This window comes from Candidatus Azobacteroides pseudotrichonymphae genomovar. CFP2, from assembly GCF_000010645.1.
Taxonomy (GTDB): Bacteria; Bacteroidota; Bacteroidia; order Bacteroidales; family Azobacteroidaceae; genus Azobacteroides; species Azobacteroides pseudotrichonymphae.
In genome coordinates, this window is record NC_011565.1 from 1,013,957 (window position 1) to 1,027,914 (window position 13,958).

Below are 13,958 nucleotides of genomic sequence, written 5' to 3' on the forward strand. Positions count from 1 at the left end.
GTTTCTTTTATTTTGTTTTTTCTGTTATTAAGTTCATCAAGCCTATGGTTATATCACATCACTAGCTTTATCTATAATACTACTTATCCTATTTATTGACATCCTTTATTTAGTTATTGTAATTTGTGATTTCTCGCCTATCAATATTCCCAATCACTCTATCTATATCTTTCATCAGATAATCCATCTCTGTCAGCAGTCTCTTATCATCAGAGAGTAAAGTTTCCCATTCCCTATAAACCAAATTTTTTAATCTTGGATTTTCGTCCAATTGGCAATCAACAGCGGCTTTTCTTTTATTGAAATCATCAATTTTACTTGCAGAATCAAAATATTTGTCTGCAACTGTCTTTATTCTTTTGGCTATATTTCTTATTTCGTTGTTGAAATCTTTAATCTGTTGATTTTTAAATTTTAGAAGAACTTTGTCTATATCATTTGTCAGAGTGTTCATTTCCAATAGCAATTTTTTACGATCGGAAAGTGTATTTTTTAATTCATATGTGATATCTCTTACTTCCTCTCTAGTCTTGTAAAGGATTGTGGCGAAATCTTCATTTGACTGAGCGAGGGCACTGTTATTTGCTTTGGGGAAGAATAACCCAAAAGTTAGAATAGAGAAGAGTAACAGAATTCTGTATTTCATATGATGTTTTTATTTTTGCAAACAGATATATAATAAATATAAGATTTTCATGGAACTAAATACCTCAAGTTTACGTGGATTCCTAATAGGTATTTTCAAGCTCACAGCACTAGCTATCATGTGGATGTCTTTGTTTCGCATGTTCTATTCGATGGTGTATGGCATTGCTGGTTTGATAGACAGCAGCTATCATTGTGGAATATATGAATGTTGGGATAGAGAATCATGTTTCAGCTTCTCCTGTGGAGTCCTTTCAGCTCTCCGTCATAATACCGGAGCAATAATTGTTTCTGCATTACTGGCTTCACTGAAGCTTTATGGATGGATTTACTGTTGGGATAAACGGTGCGTCATTTGCCAGTGGTTGAAAGGTAAGTTCAAGCAAAAAAAACAAAACCATGAATCTTGAGGTTGTTATATAGAACGTGTGTTTGTTTTGGGTGTTTTTCGCGCAAAGCTATGGATTGTCTGAAGGGTTAAGGTGGTTTACACTGCTGTTAAAGGCCGCAATTATGTTATTGTAAGTGTTGATCTTAGAATTCGCTTCTTTCAACAGGTCGTTCCATTCATTGATCAATCTAAAAAAATACTCCATAGAAACCATTTCCTTCAGTAATGGATTTCCCTCTAGTTGGGAATCGATAAGTGTTTGTTTCTCCTTCAGCTTATCTCGTCTGTAACGAATATTTCCGTTCTTAGTGTTCAGAATACCTATCCTACTATTGATAGTCTCTAGTTCTTTGTTCCAACAAGTAATTTTGCCACTACCCATCTTACCAATGGATTCCTCTAAGTCTCCCATTAGAATAGTTAGCTCCGATATATATTGATTTTCATCAGAAATCAATTGTTCCCATTGCAATGTTATATCTGACACTTCTTTCATTATCTGCTCTTTCTTTCGAAGTAGACAAAGTTCTGCCGCGTCGGGTTCAGTAATTTCACTTAGAACTTCTGTTTCTTCTTCCACTCCCGGTGTGTCAATAGGTTTAACATCTTCGATTTCTTCTTTCACAGATTCCTGCTCTATGAGATTCTCTTCTGTTTGACCTTTTCTATAAACATAGATATCATCACCGTCCAATGAAACATATATACTGTCTCCCGCTTGAAAACTTATATCGATTCCACAGCGAAAGAATTTACTACAAAGTTTATCCTCATGGGAGTAAATTTCCACAACAGCAGGCACTGTTAGTCCTGGGATAGATTCAACGAGTGGGTCCGGAACGGGAATACCTTCATATGCCTTCAAGTTTTTAGCGACAGACTTTTCCTCATATAGTTCATCTGAAGGAACGATTCCTGTATTAGATTTCCGCTCTAATAGACAAACTTCCGCTGTAATTTTTTTGCTTCTACCCTGTTGCTTTCCTTTCAGATTTATGCCCTTTACACCATATTTTTCTGCATGTACTGCTATGGGAAATAAAAACAGGATTATTTCAAATAAACTTATGATAAATACTTTAGCCAAATTTCTCATTCGTTACTGGATTATTATGATGATAGTTTATTGTTCTCGATGAGTAGTCTCATTAATACTTGGGGATCATTTTCCCTTGCTAAATAAGATTCCAAAAAATTCCAATAAAAAAATCAGATTCTTTTGAATGAGGACACTGCCAAAAACAACTCTCTATCGTTTTACATTTTAATTAAAAATTGCATACTGCAGAGTCTAACATTGGCAAAACAGTATTATACTGTCAATAAAATGATATTTCCGGTATTTTATCTTTATGTTACTTTGTTTTTGCATAATGAATTGTTGCGATGCTACAGATAATAGTTAGTAGACCTAGTCCCCACAGAGTCCAATTCAGTTTTATGGCATCTTTGGCAGATTCAATGTCATTATGGATACTGTTTAATTCTTTATAGACCAAAGCCAGAGTATTTTGAGAATCCTGCGAATTATCTTTTACAAGACCTGTCTCCATAGTATTCTTCTGATCAGAGTAGGCTGAACTGACGGATGGAAAAGTTGATTCCATGCCCAGAATGAGCGATAGCAACAGAAAGATTTTCTTCATTTATAATTAAGATTTAATTATAGTGGAATAGCTATTTATCTAAAAAAAACAAGAAGGACAGAAAAGAGTTTGCTGACTTTAAAGAGTTTGCTGACTTTCCTGCGAAAGATAAAACATTATCTCATTAAAATGTTTGCATGGAGATGATAAAAATATTTATACACTCTTTACGGAGTTACCAACCACAATTCTGATTAACTCGTATGCATACGTTCATGGTCTTCTTTTGAGATTCACTCAAAAGAACAATCGAAACACTCAGATACACCTTTATAGTACATGATAATAAAGTCCTCACCTACATTGATGAAGTAGTGTTCGTGCTCTTTTACTTCACTAAGTTTCTTTGCTACCATATGATATGGACACCTAAGAAGTGATTCGATTTTTTGTCAGCTGCTTTTGTAAGAAAGAGATTAATAAAAGGTATTCACCAGAAGTGTATAACTGCTATCAAGATAAGTGTTAATTTTTTTATATTCATCTACCTGAATAATGTGAGTAATGTGAACTATGCGAATAGTGAGAGGAATGTGAGTAGTGTGAAGAATGAGAGTAACTCATACCATCATTTTCATGCGCTACACTTGTTAAGATAATATTATTTGTAGTTTTTTTCTTCATCGCTTTAGCCTTATTCCCTTTGAACAGGAACCCACTAATAGCAAAAGCTGCACAAACCACATAATACAGAATTCTTTTAAGTTTCATAGTTCTATAATTTAAAATTATTAATATGTTTCACAGTCTTCCACTAACTTTTCATCCATTGATAATAATCAATCTAATATATCTACTAAGGATGCCTATTTCTATCTTTCAATCCACTCCCCCTTTTTTTAACTACAAAAAAGATAGAAAAACAGTAAAATTATGTATTTTAATACAATTAATAAGGTCTATTTAGTGTTTTTTTCCAATAAAATTAACTATTGCTTCCGATAATATTTTAGCAAATTCAAGCTGTTTTGTCTCAAGAAGAGTTGCAGCAACTGGATTAGTGATATATTCAATCCCTACCATTATTGCTGGAGAATTAATATTGCGTATTACATATAGATCTTTAAAATTTACTCCTCTGTTTGGTATCCCCATATCAGCAACCTGTTTGCCTATCTTTTCCATCATTGTATTAATGGTTTGACAAAATGGTGAACCTTTTTCCTTAGGATGCATAGTTATTTCTATTCCTCTAGTTGTAGTTGCTTTAGATACAACTGCATTACATTGAATGGAAATAAAAAGGTCTGGCTTAAGAGAATTAGAAAAATCAACTCTATCATCAAGAGAAACATAAGTATCTTCACTTCTTGTCAATGCTGACGTTATATTTTCCTTCTTTAATTCCTGTTGTAGCAATAGAGCTACTTGTAGATTTACATCTTTTTCCTTCAATTGATTGTGTAAAGCTCCAGGATCTTTCCCTCCATGACACGGATTTATTACCACATTTACTTGTTCTGCTATCCCTCTAACTCCGAATAGTATAGAGAACATGACAAGCATGATTTTAATTTTATTCATATCAATTAAGTTTTTTTTGTTATAAAATCGATTAGACACTCGTTTACTTTGAAGTAAGCACAGAGGACCGAGTATTCTTCTAAAAGATAACAAGGAGCAACACCTACCAAAATTTTAGTACATTTAGTATCTTTACTTATTCTCATTAGTCTACTTGGGGGGGTTAGATTGTCTGGTTTATCCCAATATATACAAGGTTATTAACCTTCCCTTGCTGTCTGCGTACTTAAGTAAGAGATGCCCGCACTCAACAGTAAAAACTGTAGATGCTATGTCCTTGATTGCCTGCCATACTTCAGCATTGGCAAAAAAGACACCACAAGACAGCACGGCTGTTAAGAGCAGCTTCTTGGCTTTCGCCGATACAGACATATTCATAGCTCTAGAATTTAACGAATGTTTTACTTTCAATTGCACTTACAAGGATCGTCCTTACATGGAACTTCTTTAGGGCATTTTTCTTTCTCCATAATAAATTTATATTCTTTCTTATATTATGCTATGTTAAATTTATCTAACACAGATCTCTCTGTTCTTCAAATATATATATCTTCATCGAATTTTTTCATAACATGCTAAATAGTTTAGATTTTTATGTAGAGAGGAACAGAAGCAATTCTGTCCCTCTCTTTTTTGTTATTCATGTCATTCAATCCCATTATAATCAATGTTTTATACTATGCTTTGTTAAAGCATTTTTTCACCATGGACAAAAGAAAGATAAATAGGAAAAAAGATTCAATTGATTTTAAATTATTGGTAGATATTGGCAAAAGAATGGTTGCTGTTCAAGGCAAGGTCTTCGATAAACAGGATCTGGAAGATCTAAAGAAGATATATTGTCAAAAGCAGGGAATTCTTTTCCCTCCTGAAGAAAATGAATGGAATAATGCCATATGCTGGCTCATAGAAAAAGAGTTAATCAAACGTGGTCGTCATGACTTAAAAAGAAAGAAGAAAGTCCCTCAAACAGATGCACAAGCCTGAAGTTATTCCTTTTCTAATCAGAGGAGATTTGCGTATTCCATTGGACAGACAGAGGAAGTGGCTTGGTAAGTTTAGGAAAAAACTTCATCACAGTCAATATCACGTTCATTAACCAAAATTTTCATCACTTCCAATAATGTAATGGCTAATGCAGCATTGGTATTGGTAAGGTACTGGAAGCATAAATGTCAAATGTCTTTTACAACTGCACAGCATTAAGAAAATAAACTTGGGAAAGTATCCAAAAACGCCTGATAAAATTGGGATCGTACCCCATATCCATTTTAAATCATGGTCAACGAAAGAAATTTTAATTATTAAAAATGATTTACAAAATAGAAATTTTAGGGAATAGAAATTTTAGGAAAAATTTTGTTGGAGTTTATGGCAGGCATAGGTATTCTATTACCTATGATAATTATGATATGTCTCCTTGTTATATAAGTTGATCAACCATAGCAACAAGGAGGATTAATCAAGAAGCATAAAGGTATTTACATTTACAATGAGCATGTATAGATTATGTTTATTCAATGGAAGCAATGAATAAACTAGGATAAATGAATAAACTAGGATAAAAGAGCTTTTTGATACAATTGAGTAAATTTGGACATCGTTTAAAATCGGAAGTGGACAGAATGTTTTTACTTGCTGAAAAAAGTAATGCATGAATATAGATCTAACCTGTTTATACAATCTAATGATAATGTTGAAAATATAACGAGAACGTGGACAACAGACTTTTATCGTAAGGGAATAAAGGAACTCGTACTTTTTTTTTACTAACCAACTTGGTATTAATCTTATGAACTGAGCAGTAGTAAAAACGTATTGAAAAAAAGAATTAGGCAACTTGCGCTTATAACGACAGAGAGTGTGTGCGTATACTGGGTGTGTATTGGATGGCTCCTTGGGGGGGCTCTACTGGGATGAAATGGAGATCACTTAGTAGAAAGCCTTATTCAATGAATATTTACCCGTTATCATTCATATCAATTGTTTCATATGCTATGAGTTGCAGCATATACGAAACAAAACAAAGGTAAGTGGCAGTGAATATCACCAGATAGATCTACAGAACTACCATTACACATAAAAATTATGATTATTGGTGCTGTTTCTACAAGACTGTTTATGGTAATGGAATTCAAGTGAAAGGGCTAATGGAAAATCAGCAAGACGTATTACGGGCGAATGTCATGCCGATGCTCTTGTTGTTTTCAAGAATTAATTGACTTTAAAGAATGCACGTGCCATACTATACTCTATTATTTTCATAGCAAGAATAATGATTTATAGAGGATTAAATTAAATAGTAGCATAAGGCTTTCTAGTCTTTTCCCTTTTAAATATTGTTTATTTAACTAGTTTAGTCATTGATGATGCCTTATAGACTTGGATTGATATTGATTCTGATGACGTATGTATATATGTATGTAATGTATGTATGTATACTCCAGACAAACTGGAGATCGTTGAGAAATATTTTATAAACGAAGTATCAGTAGGAGACAATGTTGAAAATTATGAGAATATAGGAGATGACTGCTGAAAAAAAATACAGCTGCTGTATTCAGGTAACAAATACGGATAATATTTGTGACAATACATATGAGAATATACAGTATTGCAGTAGATGGATAGAAATTAAATTAAACCAATTTAATTTAATTTAATTTAATCAGTTTTAATCTTAAGAAACAAGCGGGTATGAGAACGTATGAATTGGATTTAGAATCGATTATTGAAATGGCATTTAGCGCCAAACGATTACAGAGAAATATGACTGAATTTTTAGAAAAACACGATGAAGATATAAGATTGCTATTAACGCTCCATTCTTTTGGACTAAAAGAATGGAGCGTTTGGTAAAAACCAACGCAAAAGTACCAGAAAGCAAGTTTTGATTGCAATAAATTCAAGGATAACGTAGACAAAAAGGCTTTTGATTGAGATAAGTAAATGAAGGATTATGGAATTCTTTTGAAATATACGAGAGAGTTCAATAATATCATACAATCAAACGGTTAACAAATGAGAGGTGATGGAGCCTTTCATTTGTTAAAACCAGTAACCGAATCCGATCTTGTACGATATAAATCGTGAGCCTTCAAACAATCAGGATTAGGTCAAGCCCCCTGCACTCAAGAACTGAAAAATGGTACAGATGGTACAGAAATAACGTACAAAAGAAATGAAAAAATACTGTTGTGGAGAATCGTGAGACTTGAGTCACATGGATAACTTAATTGACGATTGATTTTTCTATTGTGTGTAATAACCCAATCTATGTCTCCTGTCTTCAAATACATGAAAACATAATAATTATGGAATTATCATTTGGGAGGAGTAAGTCATATACTTTTCCCAAAATTTGTCTATAAACAATCCCGTACTGATTACGTAAAAGCTTCATAGGCATTAATAATTTTTATTGGCTAAACACATCATACATGCTTTCCATAATATGCTTTCTTTGATATTCAGATCTATTATACCTTGTTGTCTGCTCAGGATATAGATGGTATATCATAGCAAAACATTCCAGTGCGGTAGAAAGTCTTTATGTCCTAATACTCTTGCATATAGGCAATCTGTATGAGATTTTTTTCACAAAATTATTTTTCATAAAAGAAGGAGAAAGTAGTTTGTGATAAGTTTCTTAAAGCATTTATGACATTTGACTTATGCCTATTATTCCTAATGTTAATTGTGAAATACAGTAGAATAAGAAAATGATTATCTTTAAACTTTTATGAGAACTATTACTATGACTGAATTAAATTATCAAGAACTGTTTTCCAGTTTCTTGGAGGCGGTTCATGAGAAAATGAAAGAAACAGGAGAAGACAGACATGGACTGTGGGATTTGCATAGAAATCTTGGACATTATAGGGAAGACTTGCAGGAGAAGATGGATAAGATCTACACGAAAATATCCAAAAAGTGATGTTAAGAAATGAGACAAAACTAGAGTATACACCACGAAATAATGGTTGGTTTTGAATACGAAGCAAAAAAAACTATTAACCTTAATCCTGTTGTTCATTATTTGTTTCGGGTAAAAGTTGTAGTTCCTACTCCAGTTTGGGAGTAAGAAAAATGGCAATGGCTTTGAAATAAAAATGTATTACATGGCTTTCCGTATTAACAGCCTGATACGTTAAACATAAAGATTAACTTATCATGAAAAGATAACTGAACCATTATGCTCTCTATCTACCTACTTTACTTACTATGAAAGTGGGAAGTTAGCGCGTAAAATTAGAATAGCCTGTCCAGATGTAACAGTGATGCCGAGCATGAGACAATATCCACTGCTATAATGGACAATATCCCTGCAGGAAAGAGAATATTTTGACCGCGTAATGTGGTTAACATTGTGTTCGGTAGACCAATGCAAAGATTAAACTGAAGTAGAACTATGATTATACGAAGGTATATTGAATGGACAAACTGTTCTGAATTAAAAAAAATAATTATTCTTTCGTAAAGAAAATGCAAATTTAGGAACAAAGGAATACACTGCTTAATATCCATATAAATACTATGAAAGCATATTTTGGATGGCAACGTGCCAATAAACTTGGCGGCAGTTCTTTCTATGCTGCAAGGATGGGATTGAACGGTATAGAATGCAAGATGATTCCGTATGCTGTAATCGACGATTGTGAGCATTGCTTTCTCAATGGGGAATTATGTGATTTCTGGAAAAATATTGATCCTACAGAAGAACAAGGATGGGAACAATTATCCGAAAATTACAGTGACTGGCTTGGATTGGCAAGTCCGCTCTTTGAAAGAGCAGAAGAATTGAGATATTTCATTCTGCATAATGACCATTCTAATATCACATTGGGAAATGTAGGTAAGCTATCAAAATAGCTCGCTTAAAAAACTTTGATGGAGTTTGAATATTTTCTATTTCAATACAAGTAGCTAGTTAATACTTTAAACTTCGCATTTAAATACTGTTTTGCATTTTTCTTCAGTTTAATTTTGGAAAAATCAACTACACAACCCGACCTCAAAAAAAAATCGTCTCTACTAGAAAACGTTGTCTATAGTACTTTTTTTGTGTAAAATACAATTTAGTCCTATATCAATATTAAGCTAGTCGGTAGTTCATTCTTTTTATCTCTTTTTATGAGAGTTGCCCGAAAATAGGAATGATTTTCCTTTTTTAAGTCGATAGTGTTTGTGTGTGGATTGTTATTCCATAATAGAGTTTTTATAGATACATTCATGTCTATGGAAGGGCTTGTTCTACAGTGTCGACAATTATCACAGCATTGTAGGTTTTCCCTGAACAAACGAACAGATCCCGTTCTCATATTAACACTAAACTAGTGCACACCTGTTGTATGATTGACTGAACTCGAAGTAACTGTCTCCTTGTCGACTCTGGGTTGGGTATGTGAATTTACAAACAAGAAAGAAACAATCATAACTGTCACAAGTATGAAAAATAGACTAACTTCAGCCTCTATTCTACTTTCTATTCATATTTCATATAAACACAGAGAGAAGCTCTGTGTTGTGTGTATTGTTTTATATACAAGAGTGTATTAAACTGATACAGAAGAAAAAAAAGAAATAAGAGTTGTTTCTATCCTATTAAAGTGTCAAATTCGTAAAAGTACGTGAAAGTATAAGAAAGGCATTTCAAATTTTTTATGATAAATAACAAAATCACACCATGAAACAAGTTCAATGTTCGTTGATTGCTCTCATTTTACTGGTTAAAATACCTGCTTTTAGCAATGGTGAAAATGATATGACTTTTTTCGTTTATTCAGGAATAAACAGAGAAGATTATTATAATTTTCATTGGGAAAGAGATCCTTCTGATCCAAAATGCAATCTTCCTTATACAAGGAAGTCTATGCTGTCAGAAGGAATAGGTATAGAATTGATGTACAAAGAAGTCTCACTTGATTGTAAAATCAAGTTTAATTTAGGTATGGATAATAATAAAATTGGTTATTCGGGTAATTCTATTGGTATTAAACATTATAATTCAGTATATAATAATTCCGACAACAATAAGATCTTTGCTGGTATCACTATGAATAATATTTTTGACACTAGCAATAGTTTGAATGATATTGTTAAAAAATTTTCAGTTGTAACTGGATTAAGATATTTTTCCCCCAGTGGAATTTATTTATCCCCGTATATAGGACTACAAGGGAACAATTATCATAATGATGATTCTATTAATTGCTATAAGCCTGATGCCCTACCGTTGTTTATCCCGTGTTGTGGATTAAATATGGGATTTCGGTACCATCTAAGAAGTAAACAGAAATTAAGCGATATGTTCTAAATTCATGATGGTGGTGAAATAGGACTAAAAGAGATGAGAAGTTTATTACACATCCGTTATACTATAACTAACTGATAAAGAATGAATACATATGTGCTAGCAAAAGAAAAAAACTACCGATATAACTCTATTATTTTTCATCATTTGTTTCGAAGTAAAGGCAAAGCAATGGAAATTGACGCCTACTTTTGTAATAACGAATTTGCTGAGGGCAAGTATTATGGTGGATGTAGGTGTGATAAGATTTACGAGCGTAAATATATATTGATTTAATAATATATAATTAATGATTATTGGTTGGAGAAAAAATATGAAGCCAAGAAGGTCTGTTGGAGAGAAATAGAGAGTAGGAATTCACCGGTAATTTGACCTGGCATGGCATGTTTGTACATAATATGTTAAGAATGACTTGGACAAAATTAAAATTATTGAGCAAGAAGTGCTCTTAAGAAAGAGCTCCCTTGATAGGATTATAATAAAAATTTCAGATGAAAAAACTTTCAATGATCGCTTTATTGTGTGGAATAATAGTGTTTCCAATAGCTGAAGGCAATGCTAAAAGAAATATTCCTTTTAAATATAAGGGTATGGATGAGATAGCTGATTTAAAGCATAGTAGGACTGTGAATGTTATGATAACTAGTGTCAAAACGATTGTTTCTGCTGCTATTATTTATAATGTGTACTATTTTTTAAAATTTCCTGATAGAGAAGATACTTGGTAAGTATCCCAAATAATAAACGCAATGCTTAGGAGAAGAGCAATAGTAATAAGGACTAAATTAGAATGATGGAGAATGATAAAGTCTTCCTTCGTGTCTTCTGCGCTAAGGAGGAAGTTAATCTTTCCCCCATTGGGGAAGATGTGATAAAGGAATACAGCTATTACTATAGGCTCATATGCTCAGTTGGTCTTTTAAATATTACATATGAAACATGTGGAAGACATTATGGTTTTTGCTCTGATCAGCATTGATACTGAATATAGTCAAATGGATATGGATTTCAAATGTCTTGCTCTGGAACTCTTGCAGGAATGTACTAGAGAATTGGGAAGAAGAAGAGTGGAAGCAGAAAACTGTTAGATAAAACAAAGATTCAGTATATCTCCTATATAGATACTGAGAGGATGATAAGGATCGATGTAGATAAGAAAAAACAAATCCCTACAACGGATGCAATACTTGATGAAAAGTATGGCAAGAAAGGGACACCCATGAGAGGGGGAAGCTCTTAATAGAGAAGCAATATGCTTACTATAGAGAAAGTATAGCCCAAAAAGACCGAGAAGAATAATAGAACGTTTAAAACATTTACTGTACTATGAATTAAAATCAACTAATACCACTAAGGCATTCAGTTTTATTTCCCATCTTTTTTCTTAATCAGTATACATTTAAACTGATGCGGATTGGATTACTGATGCACTATCCTGTCTCAAAATTCAATTCCTATTCTTTCTGTTTTTATGCGAGACTGATGTGGTCTCCTTTTAACATCCACGTTGATATTTGAAACTTTAGGATAGTGGGTTCTTTTGTTGAAGGTCTATAACAATTCCTTACAAGGAGTCTCTAGTTCACGAATCTCAGCTCCTACGAGCTATTTGATTTGATCTACTCCATCTTCGAATAATTCAGGATACTCTTGTTTCAATCTAAGTATTTGTTCCGGATAACTAGTAAAATATCCACCTGGACCAATAAGTTTCATAAATGCTTTTAGATTCTCTCTGTATGTCAAATTGTATGTCAAATTATTGATTAGATCCTGTTTTTTCCAGCTAAAAGCATGTAGCTATAAAGTCTCAAGCTCTCTCACGAGAAACTTCTTCTCGGCTAGTCTTAACATATGTTCCTTTTTTAGAGGATTTTTAAAGATAACTGTGATAAGTAAATTCCTCATCAAAGCCCTCCCCTCAGCTGGGTTCTTAAATGTAAGAGACCGTTCTAGTAATCACTCACATAGCAGGGATGTTGTTCAAATCAGCAAATCGATTAAACATTCGTTTACTCGAAAGTTAGCACAAGCTTGGCTTCTACTGTCCTTTAGATGCTTCTCTGATTTAACTCCTTCCATTATTGTTTGGACCACTATCTCGTTTTCTATATTAACAGTCTTCATATGTGAAGGAAAAAATCATTTATTAACAAATGACGCGAGTGGAGATAGAGTTACAAGTTTTATTCCTACTTTTTTTATTCCCGCCAGATCAGCGATAATTTATATGTTGCTCATGACGTTCGTATTATATATGTTATATGCAAGCAAATTTGGTTATAAATATCTAACTGCCTGATATTCAAATTCAATTCAATTCGATTCAATTTAGTAGCTTATAATTTAGTAGCCTATAATGAGAATAGTTAGTCATGATATTACTCATGACTGGATTTGTTATTATTATTTTTGTGGTGTGAGAGAAAGCCCAATAGTCACAGCTACTATTACATTACAGACTTGGAATATAGGTGTTGTGTGTGTGGTGAGTGGCCATGTATTATGTCTGTCTCGAGGCTAATATGAGTAATTTATAGATTATCCGAGATTGAATACTGTTTTTCCTTTTCTTTGGACTATTGGGAGTAAGGTTTGCATCTGTTCTTTGAGTATTCTTTCGCGTATTTATGCATCAGTTTTATTTTTCTTAATTCAGTCTCTGCATACCTCGTCTCCTTCAACCATTCGATTAGGAAAAGATTAGATTTTTCATAAGATTATCATAAGATTAGATGATACACTATTTGTTTAAACAATTAATTATTTAATACTCATAAATTATAATAAAATAAACGATTATGATAGTACACTTTCCATAACAAAGGTTGTTATGGAAAGTAGCTTGCTAAATTTGCATTAGCAAGAAGTAGTTTCTACTTTTGCATTGTAGAGTATGCTTAAGAAAATATTTTTGGTAGGAATAGGTGGAGGAATAGGTAGTGTTCTTCGTTTTGTGGTCTCTCTACTGATTGTCAGGATCAGATTTTCTATCTTTCCGTTAACCACTTTTGTTGTCAACTTATTAGGGTGCTTTTTTGTTGGGATTTTAGTTGGTTTATCTTTAAAAAATAATTGGTTGGATGAAAATGTGAAAATTTTTTTTATAACTGGATTTTGTGGGGGATTTACTACTTTCTCATCTTTTTCATTGGAAAATTTTCAGCTCTATCAAGCAGGGAATTACCATACACTTGTTTTATATATTCTAATTAATATTATTGCAGGATGTGCTGCTGTGTTGCTAGGTTATATTTTAACAGAATTTTTTTAAACTATAGTTGACGATGATAATTCAGCCTAGCTTTTCAGACGCCATCGACACTTTCAGTAGGCAATATTGATAAAAAATCTCAATATTCTTAAAAACAGCAAAAACGCTTAAATAAAAAAAATAATAAAATAAAAAGAGGAATCCTTTAGTTTAAAGGGACTATCA

The 13,958-nt window shown here is 32.8% G+C and carries 16 protein-coding genes; 10 read left to right on the plus strand and 6 right to left on the minus strand.

All coding sequences use genetic code 11. From position 1 onward, the window contains the following. Positions 1-109 precede the first annotated feature (109 nt). Entirely contained in the window at positions 110-646 is a 537-nt protein-coding gene (locus tag CFPG_RS04085; RefSeq protein WP_012573713.1) for a hypothetical protein, read from the minus strand. A 49-nt stretch (positions 647-695) separates the two neighbouring features. Here CFPG_RS04085 and CFPG_RS04090 point away from each other — a divergent pair, with 49 nt between their 5' ends. Next, positions 696-1,055, plus strand: coding sequence for a hypothetical protein (locus CFPG_RS04090; protein ID WP_012573714.1), 360 nt, complete (start codon positions 696-698; stop codon positions 1,053-1,055). Between the two features lie 48 nt (positions 1,056-1,103). Here CFPG_RS04090 and CFPG_RS04095 read toward each other — a convergent pair whose 3' ends face one another. The 5 genes from CFPG_RS04095 to CFPG_RS04110 all read right to left on the minus strand — a co-directional run bounded on the left by CFPG_RS04095 (position 1,104) and on the right by CFPG_RS04110 (position 4,584). Continuing rightward, positions 1,104-2,132: a hypothetical protein gene (locus tag CFPG_RS04095; protein WP_012573715.1), complete on the minus strand. Its 1,029-nt coding sequence runs from the start codon at positions 2,130-2,132 to the stop codon at positions 1,104-1,106. A gap of 259 nt (positions 2,133-2,391) precedes the next feature. Beyond that, a complete protein-coding gene (locus CFPG_RS04100; protein WP_041572462.1) occupies positions 2,392-2,682 on the minus strand; it encodes a hypothetical protein in 291 nt (96 codons plus the stop codon). A 480-nt stretch (positions 2,683-3,162) separates the two neighbouring features. Continuing rightward, positions 3,163-3,393 (minus strand): hypothetical protein, encoded by a 231-nt coding sequence (locus tag CFPG_RS05645; RefSeq protein WP_265348004.1) that lies wholly within the window; start codon positions 3,391-3,393, stop codon positions 3,163-3,165. A 192-nt stretch (positions 3,394-3,585) separates the two neighbouring features. Then, positions 3,586-4,206 (minus strand): N-acetylmuramoyl-L-alanine amidase family protein, encoded by a 621-nt coding sequence (locus tag CFPG_RS05185; protein WP_012573716.1) that lies wholly within the window; start codon positions 4,204-4,206, stop codon positions 3,586-3,588. A 177-nt stretch (positions 4,207-4,383) separates the two neighbouring features. Next, the gene (locus tag CFPG_RS04110) at positions 4,384-4,584 is read right to left on the minus strand and encodes a hypothetical protein (protein ID WP_041572456.1); all 201 of its coding nucleotides are present in this window, start codon (positions 4,582-4,584) and stop codon (positions 4,384-4,386) included. A 327-nt stretch (positions 4,585-4,911) separates the two neighbouring features. Between CFPG_RS04110 and CFPG_RS05650 the strand changes: the two genes are divergently transcribed. The 9 genes from CFPG_RS05650 (at position 4,912) to crcB (ending at position 13,793) form a co-directional block, all read left to right on the plus strand. After that, positions 4,912-5,193, plus strand: a complete 282-nt coding sequence (locus CFPG_RS05650) for a hypothetical protein (RefSeq protein ID WP_041572373.1) — start codon at positions 4,912-4,914, stop codon at positions 5,191-5,193. Positions 5,194-6,903: 1,710 nt separating this feature from the next. Then, positions 6,904-7,065 (plus strand): hypothetical protein, encoded by a 162-nt coding sequence (locus CFPG_RS05655; protein WP_265348005.1) that lies wholly within the window; start codon positions 6,904-6,906, stop codon positions 7,063-7,065. Positions 7,066-7,948: 883 nt separating this feature from the next. Then, a complete protein-coding gene (locus CFPG_RS04120) occupies positions 7,949-8,143 on the plus strand; it encodes a hypothetical protein (RefSeq protein ID WP_041572457.1) in 195 nt (64 codons plus the stop codon). Positions 8,144-8,742: 599 nt separating this feature from the next. Next, entirely contained in the window at positions 8,743-9,078 is a 336-nt protein-coding gene (locus CFPG_RS04125; protein ID WP_012573717.1) for a hypothetical protein, read from the plus strand. Between the two features lie 814 nt (positions 9,079-9,892). Further along, positions 9,893-10,522: a hypothetical protein gene (locus tag CFPG_RS04130; RefSeq protein ID WP_012573718.1), complete on the plus strand. Its 630-nt coding sequence runs from the start codon at positions 9,893-9,895 to the stop codon at positions 10,520-10,522. 81 nt (positions 10,523-10,603) lie between these two features. Beyond that, on the plus strand, positions 10,604-10,795 hold the full coding sequence (locus CFPG_RS04135; RefSeq protein ID WP_041572458.1) for a hypothetical protein: 192 nt from the start codon (positions 10,604-10,606) through the stop codon (positions 10,793-10,795). A gap of 215 nt (positions 10,796-11,010) precedes the next feature. Then, positions 11,011-11,247, plus strand: a complete 237-nt coding sequence (locus tag CFPG_RS04140; RefSeq protein WP_265348006.1) for a hypothetical protein — start codon at positions 11,011-11,013, stop codon at positions 11,245-11,247. 204 nt (positions 11,248-11,451) lie between these two features. Further along, positions 11,452-11,607, plus strand: a complete 156-nt coding sequence (locus tag CFPG_RS05660; RefSeq protein WP_265348007.1) for a hypothetical protein — start codon at positions 11,452-11,454, stop codon at positions 11,605-11,607. 1,808 nt (positions 11,608-13,415) lie between these two features. Further along, positions 13,416-13,793, plus strand: a complete 378-nt coding sequence (gene crcB / locus CFPG_RS04145; RefSeq protein ID WP_012573720.1) for a fluoride efflux transporter CrcB — start codon at positions 13,416-13,418, stop codon at positions 13,791-13,793. The last annotated feature ends 165 nt before the right edge of the window (positions 13,794-13,958 follow it).